Origin of the sequence: Pseudomonas taiwanensis DSM 21245 (genome assembly GCF_000425785.1) — a bacterium.
Lineage (GTDB): Bacteria > Pseudomonadota > Gammaproteobacteria > Pseudomonadales > Pseudomonadaceae > Aquipseudomonas > Aquipseudomonas taiwanensis.
On the sequence record NZ_AUEC01000014.1, the window covers coordinates 141,268 to 159,535 of the forward strand.

An 18,268-nucleotide genomic window follows, 5' to 3' on the forward strand; every position below is an offset into this window, starting at 1 on the left:
TTCACCCCATGAAGTCGTCTGATCGCCACTCGAGGGTATTCATCGGTAGTTATCGTGCTCTGCTCCGGCGAATGATGGCCCGACCAGTCGCCGGACTTACTCGGATTACCCTGGGCTGAAGCGAGTCATTCGGTACGCCTTGCATCCGTCCAACCACCGAAAATGGGCTGTCAGATTCCCCGGTTGTGGGGATCTATACCCATTTTTGACGCTCCATTATTTCGCCAGCATCAGGCGCCACAAGGTTTTGTTTAACAAAGCATTACTTGAGCAAAGGTTGGCACAGGCGTTGCTCCTGCCCTCTCGACAAGGCAATACGCCATCGATGGCCCCAGGCCATTTAGCCGCGAGCGAGGCTTTACACCATGAAAAAACAAGCCGTGGTCAGTCCCTGCAACCCTGCGTTCAGGCTGTCATCAGTCACTGCGCTGATGCTTGGCCTCGGACTAGCCTCGGCCCTGGCCGCTTCGATGGATGATGTGAGCCAGCCGCCCCCCACGGACGCCTCGGCCTATACCGACCAGCCAGCAGACCCTACCCAGGCCTTGCTCAACCTGGACACCATGCCGGAAGCCAACGAAGGTGCTCTTGAACTCAAGGACGGCATGTACGGCGACCGCAACACGGTACGTATCGATAACGTGTTGCAGCCTGCCCAGCAGACCTCGCGCAACTACCCGACCAATGGCAAGCCAAGTCCGCTGTTCGGCGCCCAACCCTTCACCCAGCAGTTACTGCTGTTCGAGGAATTCGGCCCGGAAAAACTCGACCCTACCTTGCCGCCGCCGACGCTCACTTTTCCGGTCCCCACGCTCGGCCAGGCGCCGGCACAGGACCCCAACATCGTCGCCCGCAGCAGCCCGAACGGCAACGCCCTGGAAGCCTTCCTCAAGCAGCCAGGCCTGTACCCGTTCCCCACCCAGTATTCGAACACCCTCGACCGCAACCCCTGGAAAGCGCAGATCGAGATGTTTCTCAATCGCCAACCGATCGGCTCGCCGGCTGAAGGCCGCCCACCAGGAAAAGGCTGGTCGCACCAGCGCTGGAACGAGTTCTATCCCCAGGCTGGCTTCAAGACTGCTCAGGCCGGTGCCCGTATCAACCAGGGGCTGCGCGACCGCAAGCAGATGCACAATTATGCCGTCGGCGAGTTCGGCCCCGGCGGGCTGTATTACCAGACCTCGGACATCCCTACCACGCTCGGTACCACCAAGGGGATCGACACCCGCTTTCATCCCAATTTTCCATTGCAGAACCACAAGTCATTGTGGACCTTCGACGGTACCTTCCCACCGAAACTGCTGATGGTCCGGTATGGGCAGCCCATCATCATGCGCCACTACAATGCGCTGCCGATCGACCCGTCGGCCAATGGCGGATTCGGCCTGCACACCATCTCGACCCATGAGCACAATGGTCACTCCCCGGCCGAAAGCGACGGCTTTGCCAATGCCTACTTCTTCCCCGGCCAGTACTACGACTATCGCTGGCCGATACAGTTGGCGGGCTACGACACCATCAACACCCGCGCCCAGGACCCACGTGCGGCTTTTCCCTGCTCGCCCGGCGAAACCTTGTTCGTCAACGACGCATCGCCTGGCCTGAAGACCTGCGAAAACGGCAGCATCAAGATTCGCGGTGACTGGCGTGAAACCATGAGCACCCACTGGTTCCACGACCACATGATGGATTTCACGGCACAGAACGTCTACAAAGGCAACGCCGTGATGATGAACTACTACAGCGCCCTGGACCGGGGCAACGAGGCTTTGCAGGACGGCGTCAACCTGCGCTTCCCCAGCGGCTCGGCCATGCCTTGGGGCAACCGTGACTACGACATCAACCTGGTAGTGGCCGACAAGGCCTGGGACGACAACGGCCAGTTGTGGTTCAACCCGTTCAACACCGACGGTTTCCTGGGTGACCAGATCCTCGTCAACTGGCAGTACCAGCCCAAGCTCAAGGTCCGCGCTCGCAGTTATCGCTTCCGTATCCTCAACGGCTCGGTATCTCGCTACTTCAAGTTTGCCGTGGTGCGTGAAATCGCCGGCACCAGTGGCGAGTTCAAAGGGCCGACCGGCTCGAACATCTCCTACGCGCGGGTGCCGTTCCACATGATCGCCAACGACGGCAACATCATGGAACACGCCGTACCCTTCGACGGCACCATGGACCTCAATGGCGACGGCGACCGCCAGGACAACAACGGCATCCTCCCACTGCAAGGCATCGCCGAACGCTACGACATCATCATCAACTTCGCCAGGAACGGCATCAAGGCCGGTGACAAGCTGTACTTCGTCAATCTGATGGAGCACGAAACCGGCAAGGGCCCCAAGCAGGCCATTTCGCTGGCCGATGTGCTGTCCGAGAAGTACAAGGCCGTGATCAAGCAGACCAGCAACGGGCCTGAGTGGGACAGGGGCGACCCTGTGGTCGGCAAGTTCCTGCAACTGCTGGTGCTGCCGTATACCGGCCAAGACGTGAGCATGGACCCTACCGCCTATGAGCCGGCCAAGCCAGGCAAGGCCGAAGGCCTGAAGATGATCCCGCTGCCGCTGGACCGCAACGCCATCGCCGACCAGGACAAGATCAAGACCGCCCGGCACCGTGAGTTCATCTTCGGCCGATCCGACGGCACCGATACCAAGCCATGGACCATCAAGACCGATGGTGGCTTCGGTTTCAGCATGGACCCACGGCGCATCACTGCCGCCGCTCAATTGGCCAGCGAGGCGACCCAGGGCGGCTTCAGCGGCGACGGAACCCTCGAGGTGTGGAAGATCAAGAATGGCGGCAACGGCTGGAGCCACCCGGTACACGTTCACTTCGAAGAAGGCGTCATTCTCAGTCGCGACGGCAAAGCGCCACCAGAATGGGAAAAATGGGCACGTAAGGACGTTTACCGTATCGGCCCGGACGCCGACTCTTCGGAAGAGGTGGAAATGGCCATTCGTTTCCGTGAGTTCGCCGGCACCTACATGGAACACTGCCATAACACTCAGCATGAGGACTCCTCGATGCTGCTGCGGTGGGACATCGAGCATCCGGGCCAGTTCCAGGTGATGCCAACCCCGCTACCCGGTTGGGACGGTGTGCAGTATGTCGCGTCGGTTGGCCTGCCAACCTTCCGCAACGCAAGCAGCAGCAACGGCGATGACACCAGCAACAAGCCCCCCATGGCAGTGAACGACAGCGCTGCAACCGCGGCTGGTAAGCCTATCGTGCTCAACGTCCTGGCCAATGACACCGACCCTGAGGGCAATCTGCCGCTGACGGTGGTCGGCCTGAGCCAGCCCGACTCAGGCAAAGGCTCGGTCAGCACCGATGGCACGCAGGTGACCTACACCCCACCAACCACGGTTACCACGTCATTTACCGCCAGCTTCACCTATGCCGCGCGTGACGCCAAGGGGGCGGAATCGGTGGTGCCTGCGACCGTGAACATTGCCGTGAGCCCTCCAGCGGTCGCTGACGAGATCCAGGTCAGCAGCGCAACCGTGCAAGTACGCAGCAACAATCGCTATACCTGGGAGCTGTCCGGCACCACCTCGGTGGCGGCCAACAACAGCATCACGGTGTCGGTCGCCACTACCGCCGGACCGCTGAACCTGGGTGCAGCGACACTGAGCACTTCGGGGACGGGGGCGCGCTGGCGGGTGTCGGTCACAACCACTGGCAATGGGCCCGCCACACCCGCGACGGCGACCGTGCGGTCGGCACTGGGGCAGAGTGTGACGGTGCCGGTGATTATCCGTTGAATCGTTAATCGCATGGGGGCGCTTCGCGCCCCGTTCGCGGTACGAGGCTGCTCGCACAGGTGCGCGCGGTGTCCGCAGGCAGCGTCGCGAGGCACTTCCTTTCCCACTGAAGAAGGGCTGCATCATGACAAGCTCATGGCGTGTACTCCTCGCACTTTCGCTGTTCGCCGCCAGCGTTCATTTCTGGCCCGTGCAACCTACCCGCCAGGCTCAAGCCCAAACCACCACGCCATGGGGCGCCGACTACTTTCCCAATACCCTATTGGTGACCCAGGACGGCCAGGCCGTTCGCTTCTTCGACGACCTGATCAAGGACAAGGTGGTCGCCATCAATTTCATCTTCACCGGCTGCTCGGACTCCTGCCCCGTGGAAACCGCCAGGTTGCGCCAAGTACAGAAAATCCTTGGCGACCGGGTGGGTAAGGACATCTTCCTGTACTCCATCAGCATCGACCCTTACAACGACACCCCCGAGACGCTCAAGCGCTATGCCGAGAAGTTCGGTATCGGCCCCGGCTGGACCCTGCTAACCGGGCAACCCGAGGACATCGAAAGACTGCGCCGCAGCCTTGGCCTGTATATAGAAGGGCTGGAAAACGGTCGCTCCAAAGACCACAACCTGAGCCTGATCATTGGCAACCAGGCCACCGGCCGCTGGATGAAAGCCTCGCCCTTCGAAAGCCCCTACATCCTGGCCGACCGTCTGGGCAACAGCCTGCACAACTGGAAGCAGGCCAGCAGCATGCACAACGATTACGCCAATGCCCCGGCGGTTCGTCCGCCCAGCAGTGGTGAGCAGATATTCCGCACACGCTGCTCCTCCTGCCATTCGGTGGGCAATGCCGAACCCGGCGGCTTGCCCGGTATCGGGCCTGACCTGCTCGGCGTGACCCGCCAACGCGACCCGCGCTGGCTGGCCCGCTGGCTGAAAGAGCCCGACCGGATGCTCGCCGAAAAGGATCCTTTGGCCCTGCTCCTGTACGAGCAATACAACCGCCTGGCGATGCCCAACATGCGTCTTGGCGAGGCCGAGGTAGACGCGGTGCTGGCTTACCTGGAAGAAGAGACCGCGCGCGTTCAGTCGCCCCTCGCGGACAAGGGAAAGCCCTAGAGGCCAATAGCCACTAGTCATGAGCTTGTCATCTGACTGTCGTATTTTTCCGAGCTTCACCCAGGGTCGGGACTACCAGCAGTGATACGCCGTTCTCTCTCGTCAGCAGGCCTGTTGCGCCTGCTGATCCTGATGCTCTGTGCCGCTACACTGGCGTTCCTCTGGGGGCTGCATGTCAGCCAGAAAGCAGCCTCGCGCCAGGATGCGCTGTCAGCCAAGGCCGCCGAGCACCTGAACCTGGCCAGCATCGTCAGCGAAAGCCTGCGCCAGTTGGTTGACCGTGCCCAAGCGGTCGGCAGGGTTACCCAGGACGACATCAAAGCGCTGCGTCAAGGGAGCTTCAGCCTGGCGCGAATCCTCGCCGAAGACCCGGTGTTCAAACGCATGAGCCTTTACGACCGGCGCGGTCAGCTGTTGTCCTCCAGCCAGCCCGACGAGCCCCCTCAGTTGCCCGAGGCCTGGCTGCAACAGCTCAAGGTCCATGTCGCCCAGTACGGATTCAAACCGTTTTTGCCGCGCGTAACCCCAGGCAGCGACCCCAACGGCATGCCCAACTGGCGCTTGCCCTTCCTGCTACCGCTGACCGACCTGCCCGGGCGCGAGATCGACAGCATCCTGGTGATTCACCTGGATATCGGCTACCTGGCGGTATTGTTCCAGCACATCGATTTGGGCAGCACCGGCCTGCTGCGCTTGCTCCAGGACGACGGACAAGAACGGTTGCGCATCGACACCAGCGGGTTGGTGATGGCCAACGATACACTGATGCCAGGCTTGCCGAAGACTGCCCAAGAGTCTGGCCAGTTGACTCAGTATGCCTTCGGCCACCCCTACCAGAGCCTGTACCGACGCGTCGCCGAGCGGGGTTTCAGCGTAGTGGTCACCCAGCGCGAGGATGAAATTCTCACGCCCTCGGCACAGGCCTATACGCGCCAGTTCTGGCTGAATATGAGTATGACCCTGATGATCCTCGCCGGCCTTGCCTGGAGCATGCGCCTGCTGCGCAAGCGCCAAGAGGCATTCACCGCTCTGGAGCATGCCCAGCAGGTCAACCAGCAACTGATCGGCCGCCTTGAAGAGGAACACCGCCGCAGCAGCCATGCAGCGGCCACCGACCACCTCAGCGGCCTGCACAACCGCCGCCAGTTCGTCGAAGTGGCGAGCCAGGCCCTGACTCGCCAGCGCGGCAAGCGACGGCTGATGGCGATCCTGTTCATCGACATGGACCGCTTCAAGTCGATCAACGATTCGCTCGGGCACAAGATCGGCGACCTCTTGTTGCAGGCCGTGGCTGGGCGCATCCAGCGCCTGCTGGAGCCCGGGGATGAAGCCTCGCGATTCGGCGGCGACGAGTTCGTGGTGTTACTGGCCGGTGAACGCAGTGAAGAGCAGATCGACGCCTGGGTGCGCAGCCTGGTGCAGAAACTGTCGGCCACGTATGCCCTGGACGGCCAGGAGGTCAACACCAGCCCCAGTGTCGGGGTCAGCATCTGCCCGCGCGATGGCCAGGACATCGACAGCCTGATCCGCAGCGCCGACGCGGCGATGTATTCGGCCAAGCAGGCCGGACGCGCCCAGTACCGATTCTTCGACCCTTCGCTGAACCTCTCGGATATCCAGGCCTTCACCCTGGAGCAGGCGTTCGGCACAGCATTGGCCGGGCGCCAGTTCGTGCTGCACTACCAACCTCAAATTCGTCTCGATACACACCAGGTGCAGGGGTACGAAGCACTGGTACGTTGGGAGCACCCGGAATTCGGCCTGCTCTACCCGGACCGGTTCATCGGCGTGGCGGAGCGCAGCGGGTTCATCGTCGAACTGGGTTGGGAAGTGATTCGCCTGGCCTGCGAAGCATTGGCGCAATGGATGGTCCAGGGTCGCGATACGCGGCTTGCGGTGAACGTATCGGCGCTGCAATTGCGCCAGCCCGATTTCAGCTCACGCCTGCTGTCCAAGCTGCAGCGCTACGGCATTGCCCCGCAGCGGCTGGAACTGGAAATCACGGAAACCACCGTGCTTGATTCCGAAGGCACGGCAGTCGACCACCTGCACCGACTGCGCCGGGCGGGCCTGGGCGTCAGCCTGGATGATTTCGGACGGGGTTATGCGGGCTTCGCCCACCTGCAGTCACTGCCCTTGAGCAAGCTCAAGATCGACCGCTCGTTGATCGCTCCATTGTCCAACAGCCACGATGACAGCCCGATCGTTTCCTCCACCATCATCCTCGCCAAGCGCCTGGGGCTCGAGGTGGTGGCCGAGGGCGTCGAGACCCGCGAACAGGTGGTGTGCCTTAAGCTTGCTGGCTGCGACATCGCCCAGGGCTACCACTTCAGTCGACCGTTGTCGCCGACGCAGTTGCGCGTATACCCGCCGTTCAATGGCCGGGAGGAAAAGACGCTGCAGTACCTGTAAGCAAGCTTGGGCTGGCCTCATCGCTGGCAAGCCAGCACCTACAAGTACCGCGCACGAGCGCCCTTGTGCCGCGAAAGGGCCACCTACGCTGCACGAATTCGGCCACCTCATTCCGTGAACGTGAAACGACGAATGCCCCCGACTTCCGGTCGGATTGCATAAAGGTCACCGGCATCGGGGTAATGCCGCAGCTCGGCCGGGGTCATGCCGAACCGTGCGGTGGTGATGTACAGGGTGTCCAGGTCTTCCCCGCCGAAGCAGCAACTGGTCGGACGCGGCACCGGCATGCTGACCTGATCGGTCAGGTAACCGTCGCGGTCATAGTGCAGCAGGCAACTGCCATTGAACTGGCACACCCACAAGCCGCCTTCACGGTCCAGCGCGATGCCATCCGGACGCCCCAGCTCGGCAGGCGTTTCGGCGAACAACGTGTACTGACCAAGGCGGCCCTCGCGCATGTACTCGGCACGGTAAATGGCCCGGGCAGCCGAGTCCACGAAATACACCGTGCGGCCATCTTCCGACCAGGCCAGGCCGTTGGGCAGCGCCAAGCCATCGAGCAGGATCTGCGCGCTGAGCTGTTGGTCGAAACGGTACAGCACGCCGGTCTTGCCGCTCGGGCCTTCATCCATCAATCCGGTGACGAAACGCCCCTGCGGGTCGCAGGCACCATCGTTGAAACGGTAGCTTGGACGATGATGCACGGGGCTGGAATACCGCCGCACCTTGCGCTCGGCCACATCCAGGATGGCCACGCTGGCATCCTCGGTGAAGATCAGGTTGTCCTGGTCGGTCAACGACAGCGCGCCGATGCGTGCCGCCGATTCGTAGAGCCGTTCCACTTCACCGTCACGGGTCAGCCGGTTGATGCAGCCGTCGGAAATGTCGACATAGTACAAGGCACCGCTTTGCGCATCCCAGACCGGGCTTTCGCCGAGGTCTGCACGGGTATTGGCGACCTTGACCGGCAGGTAGTGGCACTCCTTGATGCGACTCCAGCGCTCGGCCACTTCCGCCAGGCTGGCAGCCTCGACCCGCGCCAGGTCCCTGGGGTAGCTGACACCGCTGTTCTCGCTGAATCGCGTTGCGGTGAACTGGCCGTTGCTGGCCCTGAGGATGTAGCCGGTATCGCGGCACAGATCACTGGCCAGGTAGAGCACGCCTGGGGTAACCCATTCGGGCTTGAGTTCTTCCGGTGGCTGCGTTACGCCCCACATGCGGGTCTTGGCCACCGGAGACACCGCGTTGACCAGAATACCGTGCTCCAGGCCTTCCATGCTCAAGGCGTTCATGATGCCAATCTGGGCCATCTTGCCCGCCGAGTACGCCACCAGGCCCGGCTGGGCATAGCGTTGGTACATGGCGCGGTCCGAGGTGGTCAGCACCACCCGCGGTGCGTGGGAGCGCTTGAGGTACTTCCAGGCATGCTTGGCCAGCCAGACGGGCGCATGCACGCTGATGCCCAGCGCACGTTGCAGAAACGCTTCTTCCTGAACTTCTATACCCTGGTAGTCAACCCAGCCAGCATTGTGGATGAGGATGTCCAGCCCGCCGAAATGCTCGATGGCCAGTTCCACCAATTGCTGACATTCAGATTCGCTTTCCAGGTGCCCGACATGGGCGACGGCCTGGTGTCCTGCCGCTTGCAGGGCTTCGAGCGCCCGCTTGACGGCTGTCAGGTCTTGTCCGCAACCTGAACGGTCGGTGCCAAGGTCGCTGATCACCACCCGTGCGCCGCACTCGGCCAGGGCCTTGGCATAGGCCAGGCCCAACCCCTGGGCTGCGCCGGTGATGATGGCGACTTTATTCTTGAATGGGTCTGTGAACGGCATAATCGCGCCCTTTCGATGCTCCTTTTTACGATAACAATAAAAAAATCAATGACTTAATATTAAAAGCATGCAACTTTGATATCTGCGAGATATCACGCCGAGCTATGATTGCCGCCTCGCAGGGTTGGGGGTGCAGCCCCGCTGGCACCAGTTCGGCTCGATGAAGGAACGGAGAATGATCGAGACACGTTTGCTCAGGCAGTTCATTGCCGTGGCTGAGGAGTTGCACTTTCACAAAGCAGCCATCCGCCTGCACATGGCGCAACCACCCCTGAGCCAGGCGATCAACAGACTTGAGGAAAAACTGGGCTTCAGCCTGTTCCTGCGCAACAAGCGCGGGGTCAAGCTCACCGCAGCGGGCATGGCCTTCCTGGAAACGGCCTACCGCACGCTCAAGGAACTGGAACAAGGCATCGAGTACGCCCGTAATGTCTCCGAAGGCATCTGCGGCAAGCTGACCATCACCGCCATTTCCATCGCCTACTACGAGTCCTTGCTCAGTACGCTGCGACGATTCCGCGAAACGTACCCCAACGTGCGCCTGACCATTCGCGAGATGCCTTCGGCCTCCCAGGCCAAGGCACTGATGGCTGGCGAAGCCGACATCGGCTTCATGCGCAAGCTCCCCATGCCGCCCGACACCATCGAGTCACGCCTGCTGCTGAACGAGCAGATCGTGATGGCCTTGCCGGCCAGTCACCCACGGGTGACGCAGCCGGTGGTCGACCTGCGCGACTTCGCCGAAGACGACTTCGTGTTCACCCCACAGGCCCTGGGCAGCGGCTATCACAGTCAGTTGATCGCCCTGTGCGAATCGGCGGGTTTCTATCCGAAAATCGTCCAGGAAGCTGCGCAGATCCATACCCTGATCGGCCTGGTAGCCTGTGGTTTCGGTGTAGCCCTGGTACCCGAATCCATTGCCTATTCGACCTTGCGCGACCGCGTGCACTTCCGGCCGATCCGCCCGATCAAGGACCAGCCCGTTCCGACCATGGGCCTGTACATGAACTGGAACATCCAGAACGCCTCCCCCGCCCTGGGCAGTTTTATTTCCATGCTCGATGTCGGCGCGCCACGGCGCTTCAGCGACACCATCCAGAACCCGATCATCCTGGATGGCATCGACCAGCGCGAACTACACCGTTAACCCGTACTCACGCAACCAGGTGTCCAGTGCCAACGCCGTTTCCAGGTTGTTGCGACGCAGCTGCGAGTTGAAATAGCCCTGGGGCTGCTGCAGCTCGCAAGCCAGGCGACGGTGGTCGATGATCTGGAAAACCGGGCTGGCGACGTCGCTCAGCAGTTGCCGTGAGCGCTCCCGCAGGAAGCGCTCGTAGGCCAGGTTCGCCGAGGTCGGGTACGGGCTCTTGCGTCGGGCCAGCACCGATGGCGGCAACAGATCGGCACCGGCCTGCTTGAGCAGCCACTTCTCTTCACCGCCATGGCCCTTGATCGACCAGGGTACGTTGTACACGTATTCCACCAGGGCATGGTCGGTGAACGGCACACGCACTTCCAGGCTTGCCGCCATGCTCAGGCGGTCCTTGCGGTCGAGCAGAGTCGGCAGCCAGTGGTGCAGGTGCAGGTGGCAGATCTCGCGCATGCGCCGCTCGTGCGGCGTATCCGCTGTCAGGTGCTCGACCGCCTCCAGCGCCTGGCGGTATACGTTGTCCTGATGTTCAGCGAAGTTGCACAAGCGGTCGAACTCCGGATTGATCAGCTCCGCTTGCAGCAACTGCATGCGTGACAGCCACGGCAAGCGCGGCGCGGCAATGGCCTGGGGGTCTCGGAACCAGGCGTAACCACCGAATACTTCGTCCGCGGCTTCACCGGAAATGGCCACTGTGGAGTGCTCACGAATCGCCTTGAACAGCAGGTACAGCGAGGTGTCGACGTCGCCGAACGTGGCGGCCGAATCGTTGGCGCGGTACACCGCCAGACGTGCTTGCTCGGCGACCAGTTGGCGGTTGTCGATCAGGATGGTCTGGTGCCGGCTGCCGATGTGCTCAGCGGCAGCCAACGCGTAGGGCTGGTCGCGCTCGGGACGAAACGCATCGGCCTGGAACTGTTCGGCCTGGCCGACGAAATCCACCGAGAACGAATTGACCTTGCCGCCCTGCTCTGCCCAAAGGCGCTGCTGAGCCAGGGCGGTGAGCAGCGTGGAATCCAGCCCACCGGACAGCAGGGAGCACACCGGGACGTCCGCGTGCAATTGTTCGCCCAAGGCGTTTGCCAGCAGCTCGCGGGTGCGTTCGACGGTGGTCGACACGTCGTCCTGGTGCTCGCGTCGCTGCAATTGCCAATAGCGGCAGACCTTCATCTGCCCGTTGGGCCGCCAGGACAACCGGTGCCCCGGCGGCAGTTCGACGATACCGCGCAAGGCCGTGCGGGGCGTGCCACGGGCCAGGCTTAGGGCGTCCACCAGGCCGACCACATCCAGCGCGCGTTCGAATGCCGGGTGGGCAAGGATCGCCTTGCTCTCGGAGCCGAACAGCAGGCCTTGCTGGTGGTGCGCGTAGTACAGCGGCTTGACACCCAGCCGGTCACGTACCAGCAGGCAGTGGCCGTCGCGCTCGTCGAACAGGGCGAAAGCGAACATACCGCTGAAGTACTCGCAGCAGCGCTCGCCCCACTCCAGGTACGCGTGTAGCACCACTTCGGTGTCGCTGCGTGTGACGAATACATGACCCGCCCTGCGCAGACGGTCCCGCAGCGCGTCATGGTTATAGACCTCGCCGGTGTATACCAACGCCACCTCCTGGCCGTTGGCGAAGCGGTAGGTCATCGGTTGCACACCGCCGCTCAGGTCGATGATCGCCAGCCGACGATGGCCCAGCAGCGCATGGCGGTGTTGCCAGTGGCCACTGGCGTCCGGCCCCCGCAACGCCAGGGTTTCGGTCATGGCGCCAAGGACGCAGGTTTGATGTGTCAGGTCGCGGGTGTAGTCCACCCAGCCTGTGATTCCACACATAGGCGAACTCCTTACACCACGGGACGACGGGTAGGTAGTGCGCCCACCAGCGCTTGCAGGCGCTTGGCGATATCCACCAACTGCCGCTCGCTATCGCGCCGGCCCATGATCTGCACGGCCAGCGGCGCCTTGCCGTCGGCGCTGACGCAGATCGGCACAGTGATCGCGGGAAGCCCACTGAAGCTGGCCAGCGGGGTGAAACCGATTTTCTGTGCGTAACCCTCATCGGCCGGCGATGGAATGGTCGAGTCGCCCGGCTGAGGGTTACGGCGGTCGAAGGGCCGGTTCGGATCCATGGGAAAGATCACGAAGTCCACCTTGGCGTTGTCGAACCAGGGGCCAATACCAGCGCGCACCTGGTCCATGTGCTGGTGAATCCGCTGGTAGTCGCTGTCACTGACCCCAGCCCCGACCGCCAGGGCACTGTTGGTCGACCAGTGCAGTTCGCAATCGAATTGGCGTGCCCAGGCCGCCGAGGCCAACCAGGCGTCACGCGCGCACAACTGCCAGGCATCACCCCGTCGGGCCCACAGTTCAGGCATGGACACCTCGCAAGGTGGCATGCCCAGGTCGGCCAATGCGCTGCACGCCTTGGCCAGCATCTCGAGCATCGCCGTGCTGGTCAGCGCCGGGTCCAGGGCGTGCTCCAGCACACCGATGCGGTAGCGGGGCTTGACGGGCAGTTGCTCGCCCAGCAGAGGCTCCAGGCCCAGCAACGGGAACAGCAGGTCCAGGTCATCGGCGCTGCGGGTGACCCATCCCAGGGCATCCATGCGCGGCGACAACGGGAACACCCCGCCAAGGCTTTCGGCCTTCTGCGTCATGCGTAAGCCGATCATGCCGCAATGGGACGCGGGCCAGCGCACCGAACCAAGCACATCGGTGCCCAGCGAGATGTCGCACAATCGAGCAGCGACCGAGACCGCGGAACCGGTGCTCGATCCGGACGGATCGATCGTCGGGAAATGCGGATTGCGACAACCCGCGCCGAAGCCGATGTTGAGCTCGGTGGTGGCGACCTTGCTGGTCAGTGCGATGCGGGGGTCGAGGGACACCAGGGCCTGAGCGGTGCGCTTGGGGTAGTGCCGGTAGCTGCGCAGGCCAAGGCGGGTCGGCAGCCCGGCGACGTCCACGGTGTCCTTCACACCCAGGCGGAACCACGGGGCAATGACCGCTCGCGTGCTGGTCAGGCAGCGGTAATCGCTGTCGGCATGTGTACACCACTGTTCATATTGCGCAGCCCAATCGGCGGCCAGCGCCGGGTTGCGCTCCAGCAGTTCGAGCCGCTTGCGCAGGCTCAGCGCCAGGTACTCCGGCTGCTCGCGGCCGATGGCGGCATCGGCGCCGCAGTGATTGAAGTAATGGGCGATGGTGTCTTGGGTATTAGCGTGGGTCATGCTTGCATTCCTTGACAGAAGATGAGGCGGCCCATACCTGGGGCTTGCCGGTGGCGGACAGGGGGAGATCGACGACACGACGTACGGCGGCCGGTCGCGGGTGGCCGGGGGCCAGGTGATCGAAGGCGTTCAGCACCGCCTGCTCGGTGAGCGTGCCGGAGCTGTACAGCACCTCGAAGGTTTCGGCGCGCAGTGCATCGCGCCGCGGTACGCAGGCCAAGGCCGGGCACTCCAGGCGCTGGCTGAGGTCGCTGGCCAGGCTGGCCAGGTCCAGACGCAGACCGTTGACCTTGATCAGGCTGCTGGCGCGACCGACCCACAGCAGCCGCCGGGCATCCAGCGGCTGGACCAGGTCATCGCAACGATGTCGGGCGGCGGCTGCATCGGCGCCGTGCGCTCGCGCGATGCGCGAGCTGCCGACCTCCAATGGGCCGACCTCGCCTATCTGGCTGAACAATGTGACATCGTCCAACAGCGTCCACGGTTGCGCTGGCGTGCTAGTACCCTGCAACTCGCGGTAGGCCATGGCACCGGTTTCGGTAGAGCCCAACAACTCGACGAAGCCGACCTGCGGCCCCGCAAAGCGATGCACCGTGGCCAGCGCGCCTGGAGGCAGTACAGAAGCGCTGTGCACCACCAGCACCTGGCGTCGGTCGGCCAGTTGCTTGAGCAACATCGGCAACACCCGCCAAGTGCTGGCAATGGCGAGGATCACGCACGCGCCTTCACCCTCGAGCGTCGGCAACTGCTGGCGCTCGAGCGAGCAGACTTGCAAGCGTGCGTTCATCACCTGGGCGCCAACCTGGCCGAGGATCATGCCGTAGCTGTGGCGGGTCGGCGCGAAGGAGATGATCTCGCCAACGGCTGGCGACCACTTGCCGTAGATCAGCGCCGCTTCACTGACCATCTGCGCCTGGCTACGTAGCCACTGACGGGGGGCGGCGGTTGTGCCGGAGGTCGTGAACAGGTGGTCGGCGCTCATTGGACGGCCTGCAAGGTCAACTGGTCTTCGAGTTTCTGGCCGATGAACTGGTCCATCTTTTCCAGGGTTTCGAACCAGAAGCGAATATCGTCGCTGAGGTAATCCACTTCGAAGCCAAAGGTAGCCTCGATGACGGTAACGACCTCGACCGCCATCAGGCTGTCGAAACGCTCGCCGAGAAACTCGCGGAAGCTATCGCGCATACCGATCAGTTCGACTTCCGGGCCGAGCAATTGCGCAAGGGCCTGGCGAATGCGGTGTTCATGGGTGTGGTGTGTCACGAGACTGTGCTTCCTTGTCGGTGGTCGGCATTGATCAGTTCCGGGCCAGCGCTGTAGTACACCTGCGCGGGCTCGATCAGGTTGATGTGGATGTAGATGAAGGCGCTCGGGTACACACTGCGCAGACAGCTGTGCAGCCCCTGAGCCAACCGCTGTTGTTGCTGCAGGTCGCGCTCGACCGACAGCGTGATACGCAGGTGAAACTGCAAAGGCGCCCCGTGCTGATCGGCACTGGGCAACGGCATGCCCGCACTGAAGGCATGGCCCGGGGGCAACGTTTCGAACAACACCAGGCAATGCGCCGGGTCAGCCCCGAGCTGCTTGAGCTGCCGGGTACACGCCAGGGCCACACGCTTGCGTTCCACAGGTTGCAGCGCAGCGCTCGATACGGTGATGGTTGGCATCGCCGCACCTCACGACAAATACAGGTTGGGCAGGCGCTGGCGCTTGCCCTCGGCAAAGGCTTCCAGCAGCCGCCCCAGGCAGGTCGACAGCGCGTCATGCCCAGGCAGGTACAGCGGCGACCAGGCATAGCCCTGCTCGCTGCGTATCTTGCCGAGGAAAAAGCGCAGGTGCGCAAGGTCGCACGTAATGTCCAGATCGCTCATCAGCGCCATAGCCTGGTAAGTGCTGAGCAAGTCCGGAATGCGCCGGCCCTGGTTGGCGAAGCCGCCCTGGGGTACCTTGTGTGCCTCCAGCAATGGCATGACCGCTTGCCTGACATCCTGGCCAATGAACGCCAGGCAACCGAGCGCCTGCAGCGAAGCGCGCAAGGTGGCCTGCCCGCGCGGGTAGGTTGCGTGGCCGCCGGACTTCCGGCAGCTGGCCACGAACGCCTCCAACTGCGCCAGATCGACGCCTGCGTCGTCGTTCAGCTGCCGCAGCACCGCCACCGCCGATGCGGTGGAGACCATGTCCGAGCCTCGCCCCTCCCAGAAACCGAAGCCGCCGTCAGGGTTCTGCAGCGTGGCCAGCCATTGGCCGATGGCCCCGCGCGATGCCGGCAAGTCAGCGAACGCGCCAGCCGCCAGGGCCCAGTTGCTGCAACGCACTTCGGCACCCCGTCCGGGCATGTACATCACCCCCGGCTCGTTGGGCATCTGGCAGCCTTCGATCCAGCGCAGCGCCTCCGCTTGCCGTGCAGGCGGCAAGGCGCCGCCGAGTATGGCCGCCGCGGTGGTCAGCACATCCGCGGCATCGTCCTGACGGCGGTAGGTGTAGCCGCCTTCAGGCACGGCCAGGCTGGCAATGAACCTGGCCACGTCGTCTGCAAGGTGTCCCAAGGGTTCATTCAGGGCCTTGAGCGTGCCCACGGCGCAGAACGCCGCCCAGACATCCTCGCCGTCGTAACCAGACCAGCGCACGAAAGCACCCGTCGGGCCTACCAGGGACGCGATCCAGGCAATGCATTCGCTGCGACCCAAGGGCTCGGCCTGCAATACCGCAAGGCTGGCTGTGGCACGGTAGGTCGCCCACAGGCACGGCACGTCGGCGGCCTCGCTGAAGCGAAACCCGCCGCTATCCGTCTGCTGGGCTTGCAACCAGCCAATCAACTTGTCGATGTTCCAATCAGGTGCTGGCAACCCTTGGCTTGCCAGGGCGCGTGCCGCCATCACCCCGTAAAAGCAGGCCCGCGTATCGGCGTGGTTGCGTTGGGCGAAATCGGCGGACCAGCTCAAACCACCATTGGCGCACTGCAAACCGCCCAGCCAGGTGTACAGCGCCTGCACCTCGGCCACCTTGCCTGCACAGACCTCGATCAAGGTGCGCAAGGCGTAATGCGTGGCCCAAACGTCTGCGGTCTGTCCTGGGCACATGGCGTAGGCCTCGCCGTCGAACAGGCTGTGAAGCCAGTGGGCGGTTTCCTCGGATCGGTCAACGGCGATGCCCAGGTCCTGGAGTGTCTGGGTGCAATAGAAAGTGGCCCATGCATCGGACGGCATGCCTTTGCTCCAGGCAAAGCCGCCATCGCGGTTGCGCCGGGACTGGATGTAGCGCTGCAGGGCGAGGCTGTCCACGGCGTCCAACCGCTCGACCCAGGCGAGGCTGCGAATGGCTGCGTAGGTGCACCACAGGTCCGGCTGACCGTTGGCCAGCCCATGCCCTTCGGGGAACCGTGCCCCGATCATGGCTGGCCTCCGACGAAGCGCAGGTTGGTCTTCTTCCAACTCTTTTGCGATGCGCCGCTCTTGTTCACGGCCGACAGGTTGTTGACGAACAACACCCGGCTCCAACGCAACCCCATGCGCTGCTGCGAGCGCACCAGCAACTGAGCCTGCAGGTGTTGTTCCGCGCCGCTGTCCCAGTCCACGTCACGTTCCAGGATCAGCGCGGCGCTATCGGCCTGGCGGTCGATTTCGATGACATAGCCGGTGGCGTTGCAAGTGCCGTACACCACCTCTTCGACCGCGCGGATATCCAGGTCGGCACCAGCCACCACCACGGTGTCGCTGTCCCGGCCGTTGACCAGCACGCTCGGGCTGGCCTGGCCCGGTATCCATGGCGCGGTGATGGTGACGCTGTCGCCGGTGTCCAGACGCAACAGTGGGCGGGCGAACAGGTTGAGCGGCGTGACCACCAAGCGCCCGGTCAGGCCTTCGGCCGGCGTCACCAGTTGCCCGTCGGGCAGCAGCAGTTCGAAATAGTTGGTCGCCGTCGCCAGGCGCATCTGCTGATCTTCGCCCACCACTGCCAGCGTCCCAGTTTCGGTACTGCCATAACTGGCGTCGAACACATCGCAGCGCCATTCACGGGCCAGGCGTTCGCGCAATGGCCTGGTATTGACCTCACCCAGCAGCATGACCGTGCGCACCGACTCAGCGAAACCCTCCAGCAGCCCGCGCTGCTTCAGAAAGCGTGTCAGTTGCACCAGCACGCCCGGAGCAATGAACATCACCGTCGGGCGATAGCTGGCGAATGTCTTGCACACCCGCTCCCAGTCGGTGATCCCGGTGGTGAAGGGGTAAAGCCGTACATGGGAAACGTCCAGGTACTCACAGACATGGGCAATCAGGTCGCCTACCGGGACGATATCCGACGGCATCAGGCTGGCGACCCGCGTGCCGGGCTGCAGCACCGCGCGCCAGTGCCCGGCGACGCTGACGGCGTTCCAGATGATGTCCTGTTTCAGCCGTGGGGTGGGTGTCGGCTCACCGGTGGTGCCGGTGGTGGCGTAGTACTTGGCGGCCTCGCTGAGTGCCACCGTGCAGAATTGAAGCGGTTGGCTTTTGAGCAAGGCTTTTGGGGTCGGCGGCAGTTGCTGGAACGCCGAGAATTGGTAGTGGCCGATGTTCGCGTACTGGGCACTCTGGCGCGCCCTGGTCCATGCGGCTTGCAATTTACGCTCATAAAAACCGGCGTCGGGAATGCGCCCGATGTGCACCTGAAGTTCGCGTTCTGCGTCCTTCAGTACGCCGTAATCCTTGTCGCTGTGAACTAGCATCGACTCGCCCTCTGGAAAAAACAGGGGCGAGAATTGGCGAGCGCGGAGGGTAAGTAAAATACTTAATTCAACAGTGCGG

General features: G+C 63.1%; 12 protein-coding genes and 1 pseudogene. 4 read left to right on the forward strand and 9 right to left on the reverse strand.

What is annotated here, in order from left to right; translation table 11 throughout:
* The first annotated feature begins 365 nt into the window (after positions 1-365).
* The 3 genes from H620_RS0106285 (at position 366) to H620_RS0106295 (ending at position 7,284) form a co-directional block, all read left to right on the forward strand.
* On the forward strand, positions 366-3,761 hold the full coding sequence (locus H620_RS0106285) for an Ig-like domain-containing protein (RefSeq protein ID WP_049818718.1): 3,396 nt from the start codon (positions 366-368) through the stop codon (positions 3,759-3,761).
* 124 nt (positions 3,762-3,885) lie between these two features.
* Entirely contained in the window at positions 3,886-4,872 is a 987-nt protein-coding gene (locus tag H620_RS0106290; protein ID WP_027906971.1) for an SCO family protein, read from the forward strand.
* Positions 4,873-4,953: 81 nt separating this feature from the next.
* Entirely contained in the window at positions 4,954-7,284 is a 2,331-nt protein-coding gene (locus H620_RS0106295) for a putative bifunctional diguanylate cyclase/phosphodiesterase (RefSeq protein ID WP_027906972.1), read from the forward strand.
* Between the two features lie 107 nt (positions 7,285-7,391).
* Here the strand turns inward: H620_RS0106295 and H620_RS27350 are convergent, their stop codons facing one another.
* Both H620_RS27350 and H620_RS27355 read right to left on the reverse strand, forming a co-directional pair.
* On the reverse strand, positions 7,392-8,501 hold the full coding sequence (locus H620_RS27350; protein WP_371919408.1) for an SMP-30/gluconolactonase/LRE family protein: 1,110 nt from the start codon (positions 8,499-8,501) through the stop codon (positions 7,392-7,394).
* Positions 8,478-9,116, reverse strand: a pseudogene (locus H620_RS27355) (SDR family NAD(P)-dependent oxidoreductase); the annotation flags it as partial. The gene H620_RS27350 and the pseudogene H620_RS27355, both read right to left, overlap by 24 nt.
* A gap of 175 nt (positions 9,117-9,291) precedes the next feature.
* On the opposite strand from H620_RS27355, the gene H620_RS0106305 reads away from it, so the two are divergent.
* Positions 9,292-10,263 (forward strand): LysR family transcriptional regulator, encoded by a 972-nt coding sequence (locus H620_RS0106305; protein ID WP_023380532.1) that lies wholly within the window; start codon positions 9,292-9,294, stop codon positions 10,261-10,263.
* Here the strand turns inward: H620_RS0106305 and asnB are convergent.
* Genes asnB through H620_RS0106340 form a run of 7 tightly spaced genes read right to left on the reverse strand, consistent with a single transcriptional unit; the run spans position 10,252 to position 18,189 of the window.
* Entirely contained in the window at positions 10,252-12,087 is a 1,836-nt protein-coding gene (asnB, locus tag H620_RS0106310) for an asparagine synthase (glutamine-hydrolyzing) (RefSeq protein WP_027906973.1), read from the reverse strand. The two genes, H620_RS0106305 and asnB, sit on opposite strands and share 12 nt — an antisense overlap.
* Positions 12,088-12,098: 11 nt before the next feature.
* On the reverse strand, positions 12,099-13,484 hold the full coding sequence (locus H620_RS0106315) for an amidase family protein (protein ID WP_027906974.1): 1,386 nt from the start codon (positions 13,482-13,484) through the stop codon (positions 12,099-12,101).
* Positions 13,471-14,466 carry an acyl-CoA synthetase family protein gene (locus H620_RS0106320; protein WP_023380526.1) on the reverse strand — a complete coding sequence of 332 codons (996 nt, stop codon included), beginning with the start codon at positions 14,464-14,466 and terminating at the stop codon, positions 13,471-13,473. Before H620_RS0106320 ends, H620_RS0106315 begins: the two co-directional genes overlap by 14 nt.
* Positions 14,463-14,747 carry an acyl carrier protein gene (locus H620_RS0106325; RefSeq protein ID WP_023380525.1) on the reverse strand — a complete coding sequence of 95 codons (285 nt, stop codon included), beginning with the start codon at positions 14,745-14,747 and terminating at the stop codon, positions 14,463-14,465. Before H620_RS0106325 ends, H620_RS0106320 begins: the two co-directional genes overlap by 4 nt.
* On the reverse strand, positions 14,744-15,151 hold the full coding sequence (locus H620_RS0106330) for a hypothetical protein (RefSeq protein WP_023380523.1): 408 nt from the start codon (positions 15,149-15,151) through the stop codon (positions 14,744-14,746). The genes H620_RS0106325 and H620_RS0106330 overlap by 4 nt, the downstream gene beginning before the upstream one ends.
* A gap of 9 nt (positions 15,152-15,160) precedes the next feature.
* Entirely contained in the window at positions 15,161-16,876 is a 1,716-nt protein-coding gene (locus H620_RS0106335) for a prenyltransferase/squalene oxidase repeat-containing protein (RefSeq protein ID WP_027906975.1), read from the reverse strand.
* The gene (locus H620_RS0106340) at positions 16,873-18,189 is read right to left on the reverse strand and encodes an AMP-binding protein (protein WP_023380520.1); all 1,317 of its coding nucleotides are present in this window, start codon (positions 18,187-18,189) and stop codon (positions 16,873-16,875) included. The genes H620_RS0106335 and H620_RS0106340 overlap by 4 nt, the downstream gene beginning before the upstream one ends.
* Positions 18,190-18,268: the final 79 nt, after the last annotated feature.

Coding starts and splice junctions, on each gene's coding strand:
- H620_RS0106285 (WP_049818718.1), top strand. CDS start 366: ATGAAAAAACAAGCCGTGGTCAGTCCCTGCAACCCTGCGTTCAGGCTG.
- H620_RS0106290 (WP_027906971.1), top strand. CDS start 3,886: ATGACAAGCTCATGGCGTGTACTCCTCGCACTTTCGCTGTTCGCCGCC.
- H620_RS27350 (WP_371919408.1), bottom strand. CDS start 8,501: ATGTGGGGCGTAACGCAGCCACCGGAAGAACTCAAGCCCGAATGGGTT.
- H620_RS0106305 (WP_023380532.1), top strand. CDS start 9,292: ATGATCGAGACACGTTTGCTCAGGCAGTTCATTGCCGTGGCTGAGGAG.
- asnB (WP_027906973.1), bottom strand. CDS start 12,087: ATGTGTGGAATCACAGGCTGGGTGGACTACACCCGCGACCTGACACAT.
- H620_RS0106315 (WP_027906974.1), bottom strand. CDS start 13,484: ATGACCCACGCTAATACCCAAGACACCATCGCCCATTACTTCAATCAC.
- H620_RS0106320 (WP_023380526.1), bottom strand. CDS start 14,466: ATGAGCGCCGACCACCTGTTCACGACCTCCGGCACAACCGCCGCCCCC.
- H620_RS0106330 (WP_023380523.1), bottom strand. CDS start 15,151: ATGCCAACCATCACCGTATCGAGCGCTGCGCTGCAACCTGTGGAACGC.
- H620_RS0106335 (WP_027906975.1), bottom strand. CDS start 16,876: ATGATCGGGGCACGGTTCCCCGAAGGGCATGGGCTGGCCAACGGTCAG.
- H620_RS0106340 (WP_023380520.1), bottom strand. CDS start 18,189: ATGCTAGTTCACAGCGACAAGGATTACGGCGTACTGAAGGACGCAGAA.